Origin of the sequence: Pseudomonas sp. UBA2684 (assembly GCA_002354655.1) — a bacterium.
Lineage (GTDB): Bacteria > Pseudomonadota > Gammaproteobacteria > Pseudomonadales > Pseudomonadaceae > Aquipseudomonas.
The window spans coordinates 39087-61114 of record DELY01000029.1 but is presented as its reverse complement, the minus strand read 5'-3'; the positions used below and the strand labels follow the sequence as shown (position 1 = coordinate 61114).

Sequence of the window (22028 nt, the reverse complement as noted above, 5' to 3'; positions counted from 1 at the left end):
CCGCTCCCACGTGACGGCGGTGTTTAACAGGTACAGAGCCTTTTCGTTAGGCTATGCCCCCCGTGGGGCCGGCTAGGTAATGCCTGGAACGAGGCAATGCGTAGGGTGGGTTAGGCGCATGACCACGGACTATCTGCTGTTGCATAGTCCGTGGCGCCGTAACCCACCAGAGCGGGTAGGCCGATTAACGCTGGGTGGGTTACGTGGCGCCCCCCATTACGCAGTTGCTTTGCCAGCCCGCCTCAGCGCCACTAACCCACCCTGCCGAATCTGCGTACAACAGTTAACGGCTACAGAGACATCAGTGCGGCTGGCGGTCGACGTTGTCCTGCAGGGCCTGTTGCGTCAGCCAGGTCAGGCGCAGGTGCAGTTGCGCGGCAAACGTGCGCGCCGCCAGTTCTTCGTGAAAAGTCACCGCGCGCCGGCCCATGCGCACTTGCCAGAGTTGCCGGCCGCGCTGCTGCAACGACTCGATTTGCACGTCCACTGGGTTCAATTGACTGGTCGATCCTTTGACGGCTGGTGACGGGTTTTGAGCAGCGACAGCAACACGCCGCCGGCCAACAGCCCCAAGGTTACGCTAAGCGAGACCAGGGCTGGAATCTTGCCGATAAAACCGTGCAGAAAAATCTTCCCGCCGATAAAGATCAACACCAGCGCCAGCGCGTATTTCAGGTAGATGAAGCGGTGCATTAGGGCCGCCAGGGCGAAGTACAGCGAGCGCAGGCCGAGAATCGCGAAGATATTCGAGGTGTAGACGATAAACGGGTCCTGGGTGATGGCGAACACCGCCGGCACACTGTCCACGGCAAAGATCAGATCGGCCAACTCGATCAGCACCAGCGCCAGCAGCAGCGGGGTGGCGTAGTGCAGCAGCTTGCCGCTGACGGGGTCGCGCAGGCGCACCAGAAAGCGCCCTTCATGCAGCTCGTCAGTCACGCGGATATGCCGACGGAGGAACTTCAGCATGGGGTTTTGCGCGAGATCGGGGTGCTGCTCTTCGCGGGTGAACAGCATCTTCACCCCGGTCAGCAGTAAGAAAGCGCCGAACACGTAGAGAATCCAGTCGAATTGCTGCACCAGCGCCGTGCCCAAGCCGATCATGATCGCGCGCAGCACGATCACCCCGAGAATCCCCCAGAACAGTACGCGGTGCTGGTAGCGCCGGGGAATGTTGAAGAAGCCGAGAATCATCGCCATGACGAACACGTTGTCCATCGACAACGATTGCTCGACCAGAAAGCCGGTGTAGAACTCCAGCGCCTTGGTCGCGCCGAGCTGCCACCAGACCCAACCACCAAAGGCCAGGCCCACGCTGAAATAGCCGCTGTAGAGCAGCAGGCTCTCGCGCATTTCGATTTCATGCTGGTCGCGGTGCAGCACGCCGAGGTCGAACACCAGCAGCGCGATGACGATGGCGAGGAAGGCCAGCCAGAACCAGCTGGGCGTGCCGAGGAAAGGGCTGGTTAAAAAGGCATGTAGAGCAGTCATAGGCCCTCCCTGTTGTCTGCCTAAGTTGAAAGTCAACTTAGTGACTCCGACATCACGGTGAGGATTCACCGCCAGAGGGGCCCGGCGCCACATGAAGTTAAGGCTAGAAGGCGCGGGCGTTACCTGCAAGCTGCGCGGGCATGGCCCGCGAGCGCGGACGGCGCAAAGGTTTCGTTAGTAAACCCAGACCTCGACGCGGCGGTTTTTGATGCGCCCGTCGTCGGCATCGTTGGCCGCCACCGGCAGTTCGTCGCCCAGCCCGGTGATTTCGCGGAAGATCACCCCTTGCTTGGCCAGTTCGCGGCGTACCGCCATGGCGCGCAACTTGGATAACAGCTCGGCGCGGGCAGGGTCGGCCTTGGGGTCGCCGAAGCCGACCAGCACGACTTTCTGACGCAACTTGTCCTGGCTTTGCAGGTAGGCGAATACCCGCTCGAGGTCACGCTGGGCCTTGTTGTCCAGGCTGGCGCTGCCTTCCTGGAAACGAAAGTTCACCGACAAGCGCTGCGCTTCACGGGCCAAGGCCTGGTACGCCTCGGGCATCGCGCTGCTGGGGGCGACGCTCACGGCCTGTACGGTTTGCGCAATAAACCCGCTCTGGTCGACGATGGTTTGTCCGCGCGGGCTGTGGGCAAAGCGCACCAGCGCCTGGGCCCAAGGGTTTGGCAGGTCGGGCTGGTTGTAGAGGAACAGTCGCCGCGATAACGGGTAGTCCTCGGTGGCGATTAAGGTCACGCTCGGCGGCATCGCCTGCGATTCGCCGGCGGCAATGGCCAGCGCCTTGGCCTGACGAATATACGGCAAGCCGATAAAGCCGATGCCCTGTGGGTCCTGGCTAACCGCGTCGGAGAGCTTTTCGCTGGACTCGAAGCGTTGTGCGGTGGCCGCCAGGGCTTTGCCGTTGGCACTCAGCACCAGCTCCTTGAAGGTGTCATAGGTGCCGGAGTTGTCGTCGCGGGCATACAGGTTGATGGGCCCGTTAGCGCCACCGAGTTGCGCCCAGTCCTGCACCTCGCCAGCAAAAACCTGCGCTAACTGCTCGATGCGCAGCGCCCCGAGCGGGTTGCTCGGGTGGAGGATGACCGCCAGGCCATCGATGGCGATGACCTGCTCGGCCTCGCGACTTTTCAGGTCGCCCAGCGCTGCCAGGCTGCTGAGCTCGCTGTCCTTGATCGGCCGCGAGGAGGCGGCCAGTTCGGCAGTGCCGTCTTTTAGTGCAGTAAAGCCCGTACCCGATCCATGGGCCGCGACCTCGATGGTCACGTGGCGGCCGTCTGCGCTGGTGCCGATGATTTTCTGCTCGTTCTCGGCATCGCCGGCGGTCACCCGAATGGCGCTCAGGCCCTGTTCCTCAAACAAGCCTTTAACCAGCGCCGGCGCCAGCTTGGCGCCGATGGTGTTGGAGCCTTGAATACGCAGTGCGCTGCTGTTGTCCGCAGGAATCGGCAGGGCGGCGAACACCGACCAGGGCAGGGCGTAGCAGATAAAACCAAGCAACAGAAACGTGGTGGTACGGCTCCAGGTTTCCCGTTCACAAGCAGGCAGGGCGCGCGACATGCGGCAAACACCTTGTATGGGTGGATGAAAGTGCCGCGACGATAAGACAAACAGGTGACTGCAATATGACAGCGAGCCGCCCGCCTGGTGGCTCTAACGCGGGGCGTCGGCGTGGTGCGCGAGAATCTCGTAGGGTGAGGCTGAGCCAACGACGTGCCCACTCAAGCTGTTGGGCTTCGCGTCGCTCAGCCAATCTACACGGCCTTAGCTCAGCTCCAGCCAGATTGGTGCGTGGTCGGAGGGCTTTTCCATGCCGCGCAGGTCGTAGTCGATGCCAGTGGCCTTGATGCGTGGTTGCAAGGCCTGCGAGGCGAGGATCACATCGATGCGCAGGCCGCGCTTGGGCTCGTCTTCAAAGCCACGGCTGCGGTAGTCGAACCAGCTGAAGCGATCGTTCACCGCGGGGTTGAGGTGACGGAAGCTGTCCACCAGCCCCCAGTTTTTCAGAGTGGCCAGCCACTCGCGCTCTTCCGGCAGAAAGCTGCATTTCCCGGTTTTCAGCCAGCGCAGGCGATTCGGCTCGCCGATGCCGATGTCGCAGTCTTGCGGCGAAATATTGATGTCGCCCATCACCACCAACGGCTGCTCGGTGTTGAATTGGTCGAGCAGCAACTGCTGCAAGTCGGCGTAAAAGCGTTGTTTGGCCGGGAATTTGGTCGGGTGGTCGCGGCTTTCGCCTTGCGGGAAATAACCGTTCATCACGGTGATCGGATTACCCTGGGCGTCGGCGAACGTGCCGTAGATAAAGCGCCGTTGAGCGTCCTCTGCATCGCCGGGAAAGCCCTTGTGCAGCGCCAGTGGCGCCTGGCGCGAGAGCAGGGCGACGCCGTAATGGCCTTTCTGGCCGTGGTAGTGCACGTGGTAACCCAGTTGCCGGATATCCGCCTCGGGGAATTGCTCGTCGGCGACCTTGGTTTCTTGCAGGCCGATCACGTCGGGCTGGTGTTTCTCGATCAACGCCGCCAATTGATGCGGGCGCGCACGCAGGCCGTTGATATTGAAGGAGACGATCTTCATGGGCGGCAAGTCCTGGGGGCTTTGTCTGGATAAGCTGCGATGCTAGCCGATCCGCTGGGCAGGCAGCCAGTTATCTGGCGGGCGTCTGGCTGCAGTGCTAGGGTGGCTGAATCAAGAACAACAAGAGGTCATCCTTATGCCCCAGCGCCTTGCCGAAGTCCGTTTGCTCGATGGCGGTTACGCCCGCGAGGCGCGCTCGCTGCTGTACCACGCTTATCGCCACGACCCGACCTTCGCCTATTTATTCGAGGCCGAGCGACCGGGTTACGACCAGCGCGTGCGTGCCACGGTGCGCGAGTTGGTGCAGCAGCATTTCAGTGAAGATTTACCCGCGCTCGGCTTGCTGATCGACGATCGCCTGATTGGCATGGCGCTGATTGCCCCACCGCAGCGGCGTCTGGATATCACCGAAAGCTGGGCCTGGCGCATGCGTATGTTGCTGACCACCGGGTTTCGCTGCACCAAGCGCTACCTGGAGTACCACGACGCGGTGCTTGCCTGCCTGCCGCCGGGGCCTTATCACGTGCTGCCGCTGATTGGCATTCATCCGGAGTTCCAGGGGCAACACCGCGGTGAGCAACTGCTCGAAGCGCTGCACAACTGGTGCGCCGAGGATGCCGGTTCGCAGGGGGTGGTGCTGGATACCGGCAACCCGCATTACCTTGAGTTCTACAAGCGCCAGGGGTACGAGGAAATCGGTGAAGTGGCGGTAGGACCGATCATCGAGCACGTGTTCTTCCATCCCAATCCACAGCCTGCGGTCAAGGCCAGCGCCTGATCGGCGAGCTTGATTGCCCCCCAGCAGTTACCGGCTGGCGCTGCCCAACATCTCTAGAATGCCGGCTGGCTCGTGTTAGCATCCGTTCCCATGATTGTGTTTTCCAGGTTCTGCGTCGGATTGGCGCTCTTACTGCTCAGCTCGTCGGTATTGGCCGAAGCGCGCTTGGTCGTGCGTATCCAGCCGGCCAACAGCGCGCTTAAAAGCAATGTCGAAGGTTATATCGGCAGCCTCGGCGAGCGCGATGCCGAGTCCTTGCAGCGCTTTCGCCGGGTGGCCGAGGCACAGGCGCACAAAGCGCTCCAGGCCTTGGGCTATTACCAGGCGCAGGTCGACAGCGAGGTGGCCGATCAGCAGCCGCCGCGTCTGACCCTGCGCATTGCCCCTGGCGAGCCGGTTCGCCTGCGTGAGGTCACCCTGCGCATCGACGGGCCGGCCAGTCGGCTCAGCGCATTTCGCCTGCCCAACAGCGCTCAGCTCAAGGCTGGGGCGGTACTCAATCACGGGCGCTACGAGGCCGCCAAACGGCATATCGAGAACCAGGCCTCGCGCTATGGTTTCTTCAAGGGGCGTTTCACCGAACAGCGCTTGAGCATCGATCCGCGCGCCGGCATCGCCGATATTCAGCTGGTCTACGACAGTGGTCCGCGCTATCGGCTCGGCGCGGTGAGTTTCGAGGGCGATGCGCCGTTCGACGAGACCTTGTTGCAGCGCATGGTGCCATTCCCCGCCGACAGCCCGTACGACGCCGAGCGCATCGCCGAGCTGTACCAGGCGTTGCGCTCCAGTGGCTACTTCGAATCGGTACGGGTCGATGCCAACCCGACTGAGGCGGATCAACAGCAGGTCCCCGTCAAGGTCCAGCTGCAAACCCGCAAGCCGCGCAGCATGGGGCTGGGGTTGGGGTTTTCCACCGACGTTGGGCCCCGCGGCCGAGCCAACTGGACGCGCCATTGGGCCAACCCACAAGGCCATAGCTATGGTGCGGAGATGGAGCTGTCGGCGCCGCGGCAGAACGTCGGCCTGTGGTACGACGTGCCCCTCGATCCGCCGTTGACCGACAAGTTGCGCTATGCCGGCGGCTATCAATACGAGGAACTCGCCGATACCGACAGCCTCAGCCGTTTGCTGACCCTCGGCCCGGAATGGCACAGCCAACTGGACAGCGGCTGGCAGCGGGTCATTTCGCTGAAGTGGCAGCGCGAAGAATACGAACTGGGCGACGACTCCGGTTTGAGTACCTTGCTGATGCCGGGCATCAGTTATGCCTACCTGCACAGCGATAATCAGATCGATCCGAATCATGGCTATCGCCTGCAATTCGACCTGGCGGCTGCCAAGGAGGGTCTGCTCTCCGACGCGGACGTCGTGCATGGCAATGTGCTGCTCAAAGGCTTGACCACCCTGGCGCGCAAGCACCGCTTGCTCGGTCGCGTGCAGTTCGGTGGCACCGAGTCCAACGGCTTCAATGCTTCGGTCCCGCCATCGCTGCGGTTTTTCGCCGGTGGCGATCAGAGCGTGCGTGGTTACGATTACCAGAGCCTGTCACCGGAAAACGCCGACGGCGACAAGATCGGTGGCCGCTACATATTTGCCGTCAGCGCCGAGTATCAATACAGCGTGGCCGAGCGCTGGCGCGTGGCGACCTTTATCGACCAGGGCAATGCCTTCAATTCGTTGGACTTCCCCAGCTTGAAGAGCGCAGTCGGCCTGGGGCTGCGCTGGGTGTCGCCGGTCGGCCCCTTGCGCCTCGACCTGGCTCACCCGCTGGACAGCGAAGGTGGCGTGCGCCTGCACTTTTCCATGGGACCTGAACTGTGAGGCGGGTGGTGAAATTCAGCCTGACGGCCTTGCTGGGCGTGTTACTGGTGCTGCTGGCGGTTATAGCGCTGGTGCTTGGCAGTAACGCCGGCAGTCGTTGGGCGTTGGCCCAGGTGCCAGGGTTGCAGGTGGACGACTTCAGCGGGCGCCTGGGCGGCGAGTGGCGTGCCCAGCGTCTGCACTGGCAGCAGGGCGCCAATCAGCTGGAGGTGACTGCGCCGATACTGGCGTGGTCGCCGTGGTGCCTGTTGCGCATGACGCTGTGCGTCGAGCAACTGCGCGCCGAGCGCATCGCCCTGACCTTACCGACCGACAGCGAAGCCAGCAGCGAACCGTTCAGCTTGCCCGAGGTAAACCTGCCGCTGGCATTACAATTGGGTGAGGTGCACATCGGCAGCCTGCAACTGAATGGTGCCGAGCAGTTGCAAGGCCTGCAGCTGGCTGCGCATTGGTCTGCCGGCGCTATTCAGATCGAGCGCTTGCGCCTGCAACGCGGGGATATGACCCTGGACCTGCGTGGCCGCGTGCAAGCCAATGGTCAGTGGCCGCTGCGCGTCGACGGCACTCTCGACCTGCCGGCGCCCGAGCAACAGGCGTGGCAACTGGCGCTGCACATCGAGGGTGAACTGTTGCGCAGCCTGGACGTAACGGCGGACAGCAGCGGTTACCTGGTTGGCCAACTGACCGGCAGCGTGCAGCCGCTGGCGGACCATCTGCCGGCGACCGCGCAACTGACGGCGAACGGCTTCACCGCCAGCCGCGAACTGCCGGCGACCTTGCGCCTGGACAAGGTTGTGCTGAACGCCAGCGGCGATCTGCACACCGGCTATGCGCTCGACGGCCACGCCGAGCTGCCGGGCGAGGGCGGCGCGGTGGCGCTGCTGTTGCAAGGCCTGGTCAGCGCCAGCGGCGCGCACATCGAGAGCTTGAGCCTCAGCGCCAGCCCTGAGCAGCGCGTGCAGCTCAGCGGCCAACTGGATTGGCGCGAGGAGTTCAGCCTCGACAGTCGTTTCGCTTGGCAGGATTTCCCCTGGCAGCGGCTCTATCCCATTGCCCAAGAGCTGCCTGTGGTCCTGCACACGCTGAGCGGCGAGCTGGCGTATCAGGCGGGGCACTACCTGGGCCATTTTGCCGCTGAGCTGGAGGGGCCTGCCGGAGCGTTCAGCCTGGCCAGCCCGCTGAGCGGCGACATGCAACAGGTGTTTTTGCCCGAACTGCAACTGCGCGCCGGCCGGGGCCGGGCGGATGGTCAGCTGAGCCTGGGCTTCGCCGACGGCCTGCGCTGGGATACCAACCTGCAATTGCAGGATTTCGACCCGGCGTACTGGCTGGCAGAACTGCCGGGCACCTTGGGCGGTCCGTTGCGCAGTCAGGGTGAGCTGAAGAATGAGCAGCTGAGTATGAGCGCGGACCTCGACCTCACTGGCCGTTTGCGCGGTCAGCCGGCCTTGTTCCAAGCCCGCGCGACAGGGGCCGGGCAGCGTTGGACGCTCGGTCATCTTGACCTGCGTCTGGGCGATAACCGCATCGATGGCAGTGCCGAGTTGAACCAGCGGCTGAGTGGACAGTTGCGCATAGGCTTATCGCGCCTCGGTCAGTTGTGGCCAAACATGCAGGGCCAACTCGACGGCCAACTTGACCTGGCCGGCAGCCTGCAAGCGCCACAAGGTCAGCTCAAGCTGCAAGGCCAACGCCTGGCGTTGGCCGAACAGCAGCTGCAGCGCCTGCAACTCGATGCGTCGCTCAACAGCCAGCAGCGCGCGCGAGTCGACCTGGATGCCACGGGCATCAGCGTCGGCGAGCGCAATCTGGGCCGGCTGACGGCTAGCGGGCAGGGCGATCAACGTCAGCAGCAACTGAGCGTAACGCTCGATGGTCCGTTGCTGAACAGCGCGCTAGCGCTCGACGGCAGCCTGAGCAACGGCGCGTGGCGCGGCCGCCTGAGCCGTGGCGAGGTGCAAAGCGGCGGCCAGGACTGGCGCTTGCAGCAACCGGCGACGCTGGTGCGCCTGGCCAACGGCCAACTGACCCTGGGGGCACATTGTTGGCGAGCGGCAGCGGCCAGCCTATGCGGCGACGAGCAGCGGCTGTTGCCCGAGCCGCGCTTGCGCTATCGCCTGGCGGATTTTCCCCTCGACAGCCTGGCGCAGTGGTTGCCGAAAGACTTTGCCTGGCAGGGCCAGCTGAATGCCGAGGTCAAGCTAGATTTGCCGTCCAGTGGGCCGAACGGACAGATCGTGCTGGATGCCGGCAGCGGCACCTGGCGCGTGCGCGAGCAAGAGCAATGGCTGGATTTCGCTTACGACAGCCTGCGCCTGAGCAGCCAATTGCAGCCGCAGCGGATTGACACGCAGGTCGAACTGCGCGGGCCAAAAATCGGCGAGTTGTCGTTGCAGGCCCAGCTTGATCCGCGTCCGGCGAGCAAGCCGCTGTCCGGCACGTTCCGCCTGAGCGGCCTGGACCTGGCGCTGGCGCGGCCTTTCGTGCCGATGGTCGAACGCCTTGCCGGGCAGCTCAACGGCAGCGGCAGCTTGGCCGGCAGCCTGTTGGCGCCGCAGGTCAACGGTAGCCTGCAACTCAGCGGCGGCGAGATTGCCGGTGGCGAGTTGCCGAGCAACTTCGAGGATCTACAACTGCAAGCACTGATCGCTGGCGAGCGCCTGCAACTCAGCGGTGGCTGGCGCAGCGGCGACAACGGCCAGGGCAGCCTGAATGGCGAGCTGGCCTGGGGCGCCGGGCTGACCGGCGAAGTGCGGGTGCGTGGCAGCCGTTTGCCGATCAGCGTCGAGCCGTATGTCGACCTGGAGGTCGAGCCGGACCTGACGCTGCGCCTCGACGCCGAACGCCTGTCGGTGGCGGGCAAGGTGCTGATTCCGCGCGGCCAGATCGTCGTGCGCGAACTACCGCCGTCGACAGTAAAACTCTCCGACGATGCGGTGATTGTCGGGCGCCAGACGGCTGAGCAACAGGCTGTGGCGATCGCTATGGATATCGATGTCGAGGTTGGCCAGGAGCGCCTGAGCTTCAGTGGTTTTGGCCTGAGTGCCGATCTGGCCGGGCGTGTGCACATTGGCGACGACCTCGATACGCGTGGCGAGTTGAACCTGAATAACGGGCGTTTTCGCGCCTATGGCCAGCGCCTGACCATCCGCCGGGCGCGCTTGTTGTTCGCCGGGCCGATCGATCAGCCGTTTCTCGATGTCGAGGCGATTCGCCGGGTCGACGAAGTGGTGGCCGGCCTGCGCCTGACCGGCAATGCCGAACAGCCGAAAAGCGAGGTGTTCTCCGAGTCGGCCATGAGCCAGGAGCAGGCGTTGTCTTACCTGGTGCTTGGCCGACCGCTGTCGAGCAGCGGCGGCGACAACAACATGCTGGCGCAAGCCGCGCTGGCGATGGGCGTGGCCGGTAGCGCCTCGGTGACCGGCGATGTGGCGCAGCGCCTGGGCATCGAGGATTTCCAGCTAGACACCGAAGGCAGCGGTAATAGCACCAGCGTGGTGGCCAGCGGTAACCTGTCGGAGCGCTTGAGCTTGCGCTACGGGGTGGGCGTGTTCGAGCCGGTGAACAGCGTAGCGTTGCGCTATGAGCTGAGCAAACGCCTCTATCTTGAGGCTGCCAGCGGTTTGGCCAGTTCCCTCGACCTGTTTTACAAGCGCGATTTCTAAGCCGGCGACACGTTGTTATGTGCATGCGCCGGCACTCCGCTAAAAGCAAATACGCCGTGTTAGCATCCGTCGCCCAACGGCGGCCTCTGTGTTGCTGGTCTTAGCGTCAATGGCGGATGAGTTTGGCGACGTGATCGCGCGGTTTATCCACGGCGCGGTTCTACTACCGGCATGGCAACCATGCCTGCACTGAGCAAGAAGAAATAAGGAGCTGCAAATGGAATTCATCAACGCGCTGGTCAACCAGATCAACGGCCTGGTCTGGGGGCCGCCCATGCTGGTGATGATCCTCGGCACCGGTCTGTTCCTCATGCTGCGTCTGAAGCTCATGCCGCTGACCCATATCGTCACGGGGTTCCGCCTGATGTGGCAGGGCCGTACCAAAGGTGACGCGGCCAGTGGCGAAATCAGCCCGTTCCAGGCGCTGATGACCTGCCTGGCCGCCACCGTCGGTACCGGCAACATCGCCGGCGTCGCCACCGCGATTTTCCTCGGCGGCCCTGGCGCGCTGTTCTGGATGTGGTGCACGGCGCTGGTCGGCATGGCCACCAAGTACTGCGAAGTGGTGCTGGCGGTGCATTACCGCGAGAAGGACGAGCGCGGCGCGCATGTCGGCGGGCCGATGTACGCGATCAAGAACGGTCTGGGCAAGAAGTGGGTCTGGCTGGGCACCGCGTTCGCCATCTTCGGTGGCTTTGCCGGGTTCGGCATCGGCAACATGGTGCAGGTCAACAGCATGGCCGACGCCCTGGAAGCCAGCTTTGCGATTCCCGCCTGGGTCACGGGCGTGGTGACCATGGTCATTACCGGCCTGGTGATCCTCGGCGGTATCCGCCGTATCGGTAAGGTCGCCGCCTCGTTGGTGCCGTTCATGTGCGTGGCCTATATCGTCGCCTCAATCGTGGTGCTGGTGGTGCATGCCGATGCGATTCCCGGCGCCTTCGAGCTGATCTTCACCCACGCCTTCACCCCGGTCGCGGCCACCGGCGGCTTCGCTGGCGCGGCAGTGATGGCGGCGATCCGTTTCGGCGTGGCGCGCGGCATCTTCTCCAACGAAGCGGGCCTCGGCACCGCCGGTATCGCCCAAGCGGCCGGCACCACCAACAGTCCGGTGCGCTCGGGGATGATCGGCATGATCGGCACCTTCATCGACACCCTGATCATCTGCTCGATGACTGGCCTGGCGATCATCTGCTCCGGTGTGTGGACCAGCGGCGCCAGCGGTGCGGCACTCTCGGCGGCAGCGTTCGAGTCGGCCATGCCGGGCGTGGGCAGCTACATCCTGACCATCGCCCTGGTGGTATTCGCCTTCACCACCATCCTTGGTTGGAGCTACTACGGCGAGCGCTGCTGGGAATATTTGGTCGGCACCAAGGCGATCATGCCGTTCCGCATCGTCTGGGTGCTGGCGGTGCCGTTCGGCGCCGTCGCCCACCTGGATTTCGCCTGGCTGGTGGCGGACACCCTCAATGGCTTGATGGCGATTCCCAACCTGTTGTCCTTGCTGCTGCTCAGCCCGATCGTGGTCAAGCTGACCCGCGAGCATTTCGCCAAGCCGTAGCGTCGCGGCACTGATCTGTATGCCTTAGCGGTGGCGCGTCGACTCTGGCGGCGATCCGCGCGCGCCAACGTCTTATGGGTGTGGTTTTAGCCGTGGAAAATCTTCTTTTTCGACGATTTTCGCGGCTAAACCCGCATATAAGCGCCGTGTGTTGGCCGTGTAGCAGGGGCCTTGGCCGCGAGTTCCTGGGCTGCCTTGAGCGCTTTGCCTGCACCGCTCGCGGTCAAGACCGTTGCCACAACAGCCTGACTGCTCATGCCGCATGCTCGGTATCGAGATTTAAGCGGAGCAGCGTCTTTTTAAGTGCGCCATGTTCTACTCTGGCTTATCGTTTTCCTTCAAGAACAACCCACCCACCTAAATAAGAGGACTTCCTCATGGCTCAAGTAACCCTGCGTGGCACCCCAGTAGACGTCGCTGGCGAATTGCCGCAAGTCGGTCAGCAAGCCCCGGCCTTTACCCTGGTTGGCACCACCCTGGCCGATGTCAGCCTGAGCAGCCTGGCCGGCAAGCGCAAAGTGCTGAATATCTTCCCAAGCATCGACACCCCGACCTGCGCGACCTCGGTGCGTAAGTTCAATGCCGAAGCCAGTACGCTGAACAATACTGTGGTGCTGTGCGTGTCGGCTGACCTGCCGTTTGCCCAGGCGCGTTTCTGCGGTGCCGAAGGTTTGGAAAACGTGATCAACCTGTCGACCATGCGTGGCGCCGAGTTCCTCAAGGCCTACGGCGTAGCCTTGGTCAGCGGCCCGCTGGCTGGCGTTTCCGCGCGGGCCGTGGTGGTGCTGGACGAGCATGACAAAGTCCTGCACAGCGAGCTGGTAGGCGAAATCGGCAGCGAGCCGGACTACGCTGCCGCCCTGGCCGTACTCAAGTAACACCCGGCAACACACTAACGGCCTCCCTTGGAGGCCGTTTTTATTTGTGGCTCAGGGGCTTAGCAACGTAAGCAGTAGGTAAATAGCCGGTAAAGAGACTTTGCTTCGGGCCTGACACTGCTTATCGTTCAGGCTCCCAAAGGAAGTGACTTGTGCCATGCCTGAGACAAACGCAACGCCCAACGCCTCGAAGTCGTCACGCCAGTGGTTGCTTGGCCTGATTCTGTTGGCGCTACTGATCGGTCTGATCTGGTGGTTCTGGCCCAGCACGCCGGAGCCGCAGGCAGGAGGGCGCTGGGGCGATGGCGGTCCGGTTCCCGTGCGTATCACCACGGTCAGCCAGGACGACTTTCCCATCGAGTTGAAGGCCCTGGGCACGGTCACCGCCTACAACACGGTGAATGTGCGCGGTCGGGTGGATGGCGAGTTGGTCAAGGTGCTGTTCCAGGACGGTCAGCAGGTCAAGGCCGGCGATTTGCTGGCAGTGATCGACCCACGGCCTTATGAGGTCGCCTTGCAACAGGCGCTGGGCGTACAGCAGGAAAACCAGGCGCAGTTGAAGAACGCCGAGATCGACCTGGCGCGTTATCGCGGTCTGTATGCCGACGATTCCATCGCCAAGCAGACCCTGGATACCCAGCAAGCGCTGGTCAACCAATACCGTGGCACCTTGAAAAGCAATCAGGCGACCGTCGCCGAGGCGCGCCTGAACCTCGATTTCACTCAGGTGCGGGCGCCGATCACCGGGCGCCTGGGCCTGCGCCAGGTCGACATCGGCAACCTGGTCAGCTCGGGCGACGAACTGCCGCTGGTGGTGATCACTCAGACGCTGCCGATCTCGGTGATGTTCACCTTGCCGGAAGCCGAGTTGCCGGCGGTGTTGCAACAGGTTCGAGGCGGGCAGAAACAACTGCTGGTCGAGGCCTGGGATCGCAACGAGCAGTTCAAGCTGGCCGACGGCCAACTGGACAGCCTGGACAACCAGATCGACATCGCCACCGGCACGGTGAAGCTCAAGGCCCGCTTCGACAACGCCGAAGAAATGCTCTTCCCCAATCAGTTCGTCAACGTGCGTCTGCGTGTGCAAACCCGCGAGAACGCCACCTTGATTCCAGCCGCCGCACTGCAGTTCGGCGCCAGCGGTACTTTTGTCTATGTGGTCGATGACGAGAGCCAGGTGCAGGTTCGCCCGATTGTCGCGGGCCCCAGCAATGGTCGGTTTACCTTGATCGAGGAGGGCGTCAAGGTGGGTGAGCGCCTGGTGCTGGAGGGCACCGATCGCCTGCGCGATGGCGGTCAGGTCGAAGTGATTGGCGAGGGCCAGGCACCGGCCACGCCGCCAAGCGCACCCGTGGCGCAAAAAGACGCATGAACGCCTCTCGCCTGTTTATCCTGCGGCCGGTCGCCACCACGCTGATCATGGCGGCGATTTTCCTCAGTGGCTTGATCGCCTACCGCATGCTGCCGGTCTCGGCGTTGCCGGAGGTGGATTACCCGACCATCCGCGTGCTGACCCTGTACCCCGGCGCCAGCCCGGACGTCATGACCAGCGCGGTGACTGCGCCGTTGGAACGCCAGTTCGGCCAGATGGCCGGCTTGAAACAGATGTCCTCGACCAGCTCCGGTGGCGCCTCGGTGATCACCCTGCGCTTCAATCTGGACGTGGAGCTGGATGTCGCCGAGCAGGAAGTGCAGGCGGCGATCAACGGAGCGAGCAACCTGTTGCCCAGCGACCTGCCGGCGCCGCCGGTGTACAACAAGGTCAACCCGGCGGATACGCCGGTGATGACCCTGGCCATCAGTTCGAAAACCCTGCCGCTGCCGCAGGTCTTTGATTTGGTCGATACCCGTTTAGCGCAAAAACTCGCGCAAACCAGCGGTGTCGGTCTGGTCACCCTGGCCGGCGGCCAGCGCCCGGCGGTGCGCATCCGCGTCAACCCCGAGGCCCTGGCGGCCTATGGCTTGAACCTCGCCGATGTGCGTGCGCTGATCACCGCGAGCAACGTCAACCAGCCGAAAGGCAACTTCGACGGCCCGACCCGGGTGTCGCAGCTGGACGCCAACGACCAGCTGAAAACCCCGGACGAATACCGCGAGCTGATCCTCAGTTACCAGGACGGCGCCACCTTGCGCCTGAAGGATGTCGCCGAGATCGTCGACGGTGCGGAGAACAACCGTCTGGCGGCCTGGGCCAACCGCAACGAGGCGGTGTTGGTGAACATCCAGCGCCAGCCCGGGGCCAACGTGATCGATGTGGTCGATCGCATTCAAGCATTGCTGCCCAACCTCACCGAAGGCTTGCCGGCGAATGTCGAGGTCAGCGTGCTGACCGACCGCACCCAGACCATCCGCGCCGCGGTGACCGACGTGCAGCATGAGCTGTTGCTGGCGATTGCCCTGGTGGTGCTGGTGACCTTCCTGTTTCTGCGCAAGCTCTCGGCAACCCTGATTCCGTCCATCGTCGTGCCGCTGTCGCTGATCGGCACCTTTGGCGTGATGTACATCGCCGGTTTCACCATCAACAACCTGACGCTGATGGCCCTGACCATCGCCACCGGTTTCGTGGTGGACGACGCCATCGTCATGCTGGAAAACATCGCCCGCCACCTGGAAGAGGGCGAAACGCCGTTGAATGCGGCGCTGAAGGGCGCTCGGCAGATCGGTTTCACCCTGATCTCGCTGACCATCTCGCTGATCGCGGTGCTGATCCCGCTGCTGTTCATGGCCGATGTGGTCGGCCGGCTGTTCCGTGAGTTCGCCATCACCCTGGCGGTGGCCATCCTGATTTCCCTGGTGGTCTCGCTGACCCTCACGCCGATGATGTGCGCACGCTTGCTCAAGCATGAACCCGAGGCCGAGCAGGGGCGTTTCTACCGGGCCAGCGGCCAGTGGATCGATTGGCTGATCAAGCATTACGGCATCTGGTTGCAGTGGGTGCTCAAGCGCCAGCCGCTGACCCTGTTGGTGGCCATCGGCACCCTGGCGTTGACCGTGGTGCTGTACCTGGCGGTGCCCAAAGGCTTCTTCCCGGTGCAGGACACTGGGGTGATTCAGGGCATTTCCGAGGCGCCGCAATCGATTTCCTTCGGCGCCATGAGCGAGCGTCAACAGCGTTTGGCCGACGTGATTCTGCAAGACCCGGCGGTCACCAGCCTGTCCTCCTACATTGGTGTCGACGGCGACAACCCGACGCTGAACAGCGGGCGCATGCTGATCAACCTCAAGCCGCATGCCGAACGCGATGTCACGGCCAGCCAGGTGATCGAACGGTTGCGCCCTGAATTGGCCAAACTGGCCGGTATCGAGTTGTACCTGCAACCGGTGCAGGACCTGACCATCGAGGATCGGGTCAGCCGCACGCAGTTCCAGTTCAGCATGGAGTCGCCGGACCTGGCGCTGCTCGAAGAGTGGGTGCCCAAGCTGGTGGGCGCGTTGCGTCAGCAGCCGCAACTCACCGATGTCGCCAGCGACCTGCAGAACCGCGGTCTGCAAGTGTTCCTGCATATCGACCGGGACATCGCCGGGCGCCTCGGCGTGAGCGTCGCCGACATCGACGACGCGCTGTACGACGCCTTTGGCCAGCGGCAGATTTCCACCATCTACACCCAGGCCAGCCAATACCGCGTGGTGCTGGAGAGCGAGAACGCCGGCAGCATCGGCCCGGCCGCGCTACGGCAGATTCACGTGGCCACCGCCGCCGGCACCCAGGTGCCGCTGTCGTCGCTGGCGCGTATCGAGGAGCGCGCGGCGAGTCTGTTGATCAACCACATCGGCCAGTTTCCGGCGGCGACCCTGTCGTTCAACCTGGCCGAAGGCGTGGCGCTTGGCGACGCCGTGGCGGTGATCGAGCAGGTGCAGCAGGACATCGGCCTGCCGGCCGGCGTGCAGACCCAGTTCCAGGGCGCCGCCGAGGCCTTCCGCGCGTCGTTGTCGAGCACCTTGCTGCTGATCCTCGCCGCCATCGTCACCATGTACATCGTGCTGGGGGTGCTCTACGAGAGCTACATCCACCCGATCACCATCCTCTCGACCTTGCCCTCGGCGGGCGTTGGCGCCTTGCTCGCGTTGTTGCTGACGGGTAACGACCTGGGCCTGATCGCGATCATCGGCATCATCCTGCTGATCGGCATCGTCAAGAAGAACGCGATCATGATGATCGACTTCGCCCTGGAGGCCGAACGCAACCAAGGCATGGCGCCGGAAGAGGCGATCTACCGCGCTGCGCTCTTGCGCTTCCGCCCGATCCTGATGACCACCCTGGCGGCGCTGTTCGGCGCCATACCGCTGATGCTGGCCTCCGGCTCCGGCGCCGAGTTGCGCCAGCCGCTGGGCCTGGTGATGGTCGGCGGTCTGCTGCTCAGCCAGGTACTGACGCTGTTCACCACGCCGGTGATCTACCTGTACTTCGATCGTCTGGCGCGGCGCATGAGCGGGCGCAGCGCAGCGGGGTTGGCGGTATGACCCCTGTGCTGCCTGCCATCTGTGGGAGCGGCTTCAGCCGCGAATTCAGCGGCGTCGCGGTATCGCGGCTGAAGCCGCTCCCACGGGGCCAAGGACTCCGCTGGCCATGAACCTGTCCGCGCCCTTTATCCGCCGGCCGGTGGCGACCCTGCTGCTGAGCCTGGCGATTCTCCTGCTCGGTGGTGTCAGCTTCGGCCTGTTGCCGGTGGCGCCGTTGCCACAGATGGATTTTCCGACCATCACCGTGCAGGCCAGCCTGCCCGGCGCCAGCCCGCAGATCATGGCCTCCAGCGTGGCCACGCCGCTGGAGCGTTCGCTCGGCACGATTGCCGGCATCACCCAGATGAACAGCCGCAGCAGCCAAGGCAACACGCGGATCATGATCCAGTTCGACCTGGATCGCGACATCAACGCCGCCGCGCGCGAGGTGCAGGCCGCGATCAACGCCGCGCGCGAGTTGCTGCCCAGCGGCATGCGCAGCATGCCGACCTACCGTAAGGTCAACCCGTCGCAGGCACCGATCATGGTGCTGTCGCTGACCTCCGAGATTCTCGAGAAGGGCCAGTTGTACGACGTGGCCTCGACCATCCTGGCGCAGAAACTCTCGCAAGTGACCGGCGTCGGTGAAGTGCAGATCGGCGGCAGCTCGCTGCCGGCGGTGCGCGTGGCGCTGGAGCCGCGCTTGCTCGACCAGTACGGCATCGCCCTGGACGAGGTGCGCCAGGCGATTACCGAGGCCAACGCCAAGCGCCCCAAAGGCGCGGTGGAAGACGCCGAGCGGCATTGGCAGGTGCAGGCCAGCGACCAACTGGAGAAAGCCGCCGACTACGAACCGATGATCATCCGCTACCAGGACGGCGCCGCCGTCCGCCTGGGCGATGTGGCGACGGTCAGCGATGCGGTGGAAGACCGTTACAACAGCGGTTTCTACAACGACGAAGACGCCGTGCTGCTGGTGATCAACCGGCAGACCGGGGCCAATATCATCGAGACCATCGCCAGCATTCGCGAGCAGTTGCCGGCGTTGCGCGCGGTGATTCCGGCGAGTGTCGACCTGGAAGTGGCGATGGACCGCTCGCCGGTGATCCGCGCCACCCTGCTGGAAGCCGAGCACACCTTGCTGATCGCCGTGGCCCTGGTGATTCTGGTGGTGTTCGCCTTTCTTGGGCGTTGGCGCGCGGCGCTGATTCCGGCACTGGCGGTGCCGGTGTCGCTGGTCGGCACCTTTGCGGTGATGTACCTGCTGGGCTTTTCCCTGAACAACCTGTCGCTGATGGCGTTGATCATCGCCACCGGGTTGGTGGTGGACGATGCCATCGTCGTGCTGGAGAACATCTCGCGGCATATCGAGGCCGGTGAAACGCCGATGAACGCGGCCTTCAAAGGCACCCGCGAAGTGGGCTTCACCTTGCTCTCGATGAACCTCTCGCTGGTCGCGGTGTTCCTCTCGATCTTGTTTATGGGCGGCATCGTCGAACGGCTGTTCCGCGAGTTTTCCATCACCCTGGCCGTGGCCATCGTGGTTTCCTTGCTGGTCTCGCTGACCCTCACGCCGATGCTCTGTGCGCGCTGGCTCAAGGCCGAGGAGCCTGAGCGGCAGCCGAACGCCTTGGAGCGCTTCGGCAGTCGCCTGCAAGAACGCGTGCTGGGTTTTTACCAGCGCAGCCTGGATTGGGCGCTACGGCATTCGTTGCTGATGCTGTTCAGCCTGCTGGCGACCATCGCGCTCAACGTTTTTCTGTTCGTCAGCGTGCCGAAAACCTTCCTGCCGCAGCAGGACACCGGTCAGTTGATCGGCATGATCCGTGGCGACGACGGCCTGTCGTTCCAGGTCATGCAGCCGAAAATGGAAATCTACCGCCGCGCGGTCCTCGAAGACCCGGCGGTGGAGAGTGTGGCAGGGTTTATCGGCGGCGGCGGCGGCATCAACAACGCCTTTATGATCGTGCGCCTGAAGCCGATTGCCGAACGCGACGTCTCTGCGCAAGAGGTGATCAACCGCCTGCGCCGCAGCGTGCCGAAAGTCGCCGGCGGGCGGATGTTCCTCATGCCCGATCAGGATTTGCAGATCGGCGGGCGCGAAGGGCGCAGCTCGGAGAACGAATACATGCTGCTCTCCGGCGACCTCGATGAGTTGCGCAAGTGGCTGCCGAGCGTGCGTGAAGCCTTGCGCGCCTTGCCTGAACTGACCGACATCGACGCCAAGGAAGCCGAGGGCGCGCAGCAGATCCGTCTGGTGGTCGACCGCGACACGGCCAAGCGCCTGGGCGTGGACATGAGCATGATCACCGGGGTGCTGAACAACGCGTTCAGCCAGCGCCAGGTGTCGACCATCTACGACAGCCTCAACCAGTACAGCGTGGTGATGGAGATCAACCCGCAGTACGCCCAGCACCCGGAGGCGCTGGATCAGATTCAGCTGATTACCGCCGAGGGCGCGCGCGTGCCGTTGTCGACCTTCGCCCGCTGGGAGCGCAGCCTCGAAGAGGATCGCGTCAACCACCAGGGCCAGTTCGCGTCCGAGAACATCGGCTTTTCCCTGGCCGAAGGGGTCAGCCTTGAGCAGGCCACCGTGGCGATCGAGCGGGCTGTCGCGCTGCTCAACCTGCCGACCGAGGTGCAGGGTATGCTGGGTGGCACCGGCGCGGCCTTCCAGCAAACCCAGGACAACCAGCCCTGGATGATTCTGATGGCGTTGGTGGTGGTGTACATCGTCCTGGGGATTCTCTACGAGAGTTACATTCACCCGCTGACCATCCTCTCGACTTTGCCTTCGGCCGGCGTCGGCGCCTTGCTCGCCCTGCAACTGCTGAACACCGAGTTCAGCCTGATCTCGCTGCTCGGGCTGTTCCTGCTGATCGGCATCGTCAAGAAGAACGCCATTCTGATGATTGACCTGGCGTTGCAGTTGGAGCGCCAGCAGCACCTGAGCCCCGAGGAGTCGATCCGCCGCGCCTGCCTGCTGCGTTTCCGGCCGATCATGATGACCACCCTGGCGGCGATTCTCGGCGCCTTGCCGCTGATGCTCGGCAGCGCCGAGGGCTCGGAAATGCGCCAGCCGCTGGGCATCACCATCGTCGGCGGGCTGATTCTCAGCCAGTTGCTGACGCTCTACACCACCCCGGTGGTCTACCTCTATTTCGACCGCCTGCGCCACCGGGTCAACCGCTGGCGCGGCGTGCGCACCGATGCCGCCTTGGAAACCCCGTTATGAGCCATACACCTGTTGTCGGACGCGTTTTCTCCCTGATCGCCTTGAGCCTGGCCCTCAGTGCCTGCGCCATCGGCCCGGACTACCAGCGCCCGCAGCTGGCCACGCCAGCGCAGTTCAAACAGATCGAGGGTTGGACCGTCGCGGTGCCCAGTGATGCCTTGGCACGCGGCGCCTGGTGGGAGTTGTATGGCGATGGCGAGCTGAATGCCCTGGTCGGCCGACTCAACGTCTCCAACCAAAACCTCGCCGCCAGCGAAGCGCAGTACCGCCAGGCGCGCGCCTTGGTGCGTGGCGCGCGCGCGACGTTCTACCCGACGCTGTCCACCAGCGCCGGGGTGACACGGGCCGGGCAGGGCGGTGGCGACAGCACGTTGCGCACCTCGGACGGTTTCAGTGTCGGCGGCTCGAACGCCGCGAGCATCTCGAAAAGCTACGACCTCAGCCTGAATGCCGCCTGGGAGCTGGATATCTGGGGCAAATTGCGCCGCTCGCTGGAATCCAGTCGCGCCGACTTCGAGGCCAGCGCCGCCGACCTGGCAGCGGTGAAGCTGAGCTTGCAGGCCGAGTTGGCGCAAACCTACCTGCAACTGCGCGTGCTGGACGATCAGCAACGCCTGCTGGACGCCACGGTCGCCGCCTATGCGCGTTCGCTGAAACTCACCGAGAACCAGTACAACGCCGGCATCGTGCCGAAATCCGACGTGACCCAGGCGCTGACCCAGCTGCGCAGCACCGAGGCGCAAGCCATCGACCTGACGTGGCAGCGCGCGCAACTGGAGCATGCGCTTGCCGTGCTGATCGGCGTGCCGCCGAGCGAGCTGAGCATCGCCACCCGCGAACAATTGCCGGCCTTGCCGCAGATTCCCGTGGCGTTGCCTTCGCAACTGCTCGAACGGCGCCCGGACGTGGCCGCCGCCGAACGGCGGGTGATTGCCGCCAACGCGCAGATCGGCGTCGCAGAAGCAGCGTGGTACCCGGACCTGACGATCTCGGCCAGCGGCGGCTATCGCGGCAGCAGCTTCGCCGACTGGATCAACCTGCCCAATCGTTTCTGGTCGCTGGGCCCGGACCTGGCCATGACCCTGTTCGACGGCGGCGCCCGCAGTGCCGAGCTGGAACGTAGCGAAGCGTTCTACGACCAGACGGTGGCGCAATACCGCCAGGCGGTGCTCGACAGCTTCCGTGAGGTGGAAGACTACCTGGTGCAACTGCGCGTGCTGGAGCAGGAAGCCGTGGTGCAGCAGCAGGCGCTGGACGCCGCGCGTGAGTCGTTGCGCTTGATCGAAAACCAGTACCAGGCCGGCACCGTCGACTTCAACAGTGTGGTCAACGTGCAGGCGACGGCCCTGAATAACGAGCGCAGCACCCTGACATTACTCGGCAGCCGCCTGACGGCCAGCGTGCAACTGATTGCCGCGCTGGGCGGCGGCTGGCAGGTCGAGCAACTCCACGAAACGTACGGGGGTTCAGCGAATAGCCCAGCCGACTGAGCAATCAATGCGTGTTTTGAGTAACAGTTCACAGGGCTTTTCGCTAAAATCGCCAGCACTTGCCGTTGTTACGCGGCTGCAAGTGGTCTGCACGG

General features: G+C 63.9%; 13 protein-coding genes. 9 read left to right on the top strand and 4 right to left on the bottom strand.

The window, feature by feature from the left end:
- Positions 1-301: 301 nt before the first annotated feature.
- The 4 genes from B3M58_RS09945 to xthA all read right to left on the bottom strand — a co-directional run bounded on the left by B3M58_RS09945 (position 302) and on the right by xthA (position 4065).
- Positions 302-487 carry a hypothetical protein gene (locus B3M58_RS09945; protein ID WP_339628542.1) on the bottom strand — a complete coding sequence of 62 codons (186 nt, stop codon included), beginning with the start codon at positions 485-487 and terminating at the stop codon, positions 302-304.
- Between the two features lie 5 nt (positions 488-492).
- On the bottom strand, positions 493-1491 hold the full coding sequence (locus B3M58_RS09940; RefSeq protein WP_296218726.1) for a TerC family protein: 999 nt from the start codon (positions 1489-1491) through the stop codon (positions 493-495).
- 174 nt (positions 1492-1665) lie between these two features.
- Entirely contained in the window at positions 1666-3048 is a 1383-nt protein-coding gene (locus B3M58_RS09935) for a phosphate ABC transporter substrate-binding/OmpA family protein (RefSeq protein ID WP_296218725.1), read from the bottom strand.
- Between the two features lie 204 nt (positions 3049-3252).
- Complete coding sequence (gene xthA, locus B3M58_RS09930; RefSeq protein WP_296218724.1) at positions 3253-4065, bottom strand: exodeoxyribonuclease III; 813 nt, start codon at positions 4063-4065, stop codon at positions 3253-3255.
- 136 nt (positions 4066-4201) lie between these two features.
- On the opposite strand from xthA, the gene B3M58_RS09925 reads away from it, so the two are divergent.
- The 9 genes from B3M58_RS09925 to B3M58_RS09885 all read left to right on the top strand — a co-directional run bounded on the left by B3M58_RS09925 (position 4202) and on the right by B3M58_RS09885 (position 21933).
- On the top strand, positions 4202-4843 hold the full coding sequence (locus tag B3M58_RS09925) for a GNAT family N-acetyltransferase (protein WP_296218722.1): 642 nt from the start codon (positions 4202-4204) through the stop codon (positions 4841-4843).
- Between the two features lie 90 nt (positions 4844-4933).
- Complete coding sequence (locus tag B3M58_RS09920) at positions 4934-6664, top strand: autotransporter assembly complex protein TamA (RefSeq protein ID WP_296218721.1); 1731 nt, start codon at positions 4934-4936, stop codon at positions 6662-6664.
- The gene (locus B3M58_RS09915) at positions 6661-10329 is read left to right on the top strand and encodes a translocation/assembly module TamB domain-containing protein (protein WP_296218719.1); all 3669 of its coding nucleotides are present in this window, start codon (positions 6661-6663) and stop codon (positions 10327-10329) included. Before B3M58_RS09920 ends, B3M58_RS09915 begins: the two co-directional genes overlap by 4 nt.
- Before the next feature lie 217 nt (positions 10330-10546).
- Positions 10547-11890: an alanine/glycine:cation symporter family protein gene (locus B3M58_RS09910; RefSeq protein ID WP_296218718.1), complete on the top strand. Its 1344-nt coding sequence runs from the start codon at positions 10547-10549 to the stop codon at positions 11888-11890.
- Positions 11891-12267: 377 nt separating this feature from the next.
- Entirely contained in the window at positions 12268-12768 is a 501-nt protein-coding gene (gene tpx / locus B3M58_RS09905; RefSeq protein ID WP_296218717.1) for a thiol peroxidase, read from the top strand.
- A 157-nt stretch (positions 12769-12925) separates the two neighbouring features.
- Positions 12926-14140, top strand: coding sequence for an MdtA/MuxA family multidrug efflux RND transporter periplasmic adaptor subunit (locus B3M58_RS09900; RefSeq protein ID WP_296218715.1), 1215 nt, complete (start codon positions 12926-12928; stop codon positions 14138-14140).
- Positions 14137-17229 (top strand): MdtB/MuxB family multidrug efflux RND transporter permease subunit, encoded by a 3093-nt coding sequence (locus B3M58_RS09895; RefSeq protein WP_296218714.1) that lies wholly within the window; start codon positions 14137-14139, stop codon positions 17227-17229. The genes B3M58_RS09900 and B3M58_RS09895 overlap by 4 nt, the downstream gene beginning before the upstream one ends.
- A gap of 106 nt (positions 17230-17335) precedes the next feature.
- Positions 17336-20443, top strand: coding sequence for a multidrug efflux RND transporter permease subunit (locus B3M58_RS09890; RefSeq protein ID WP_296218712.1), 3108 nt, complete (start codon positions 17336-17338; stop codon positions 20441-20443).
- A complete protein-coding gene (locus B3M58_RS09885) occupies positions 20440-21933 on the top strand; it encodes an efflux transporter outer membrane subunit (RefSeq protein WP_296218710.1) in 1494 nt (497 codons plus the stop codon). Before B3M58_RS09890 ends, B3M58_RS09885 begins: the two co-directional genes overlap by 4 nt.
- Positions 21934-22028: the final 95 nt, after the last annotated feature.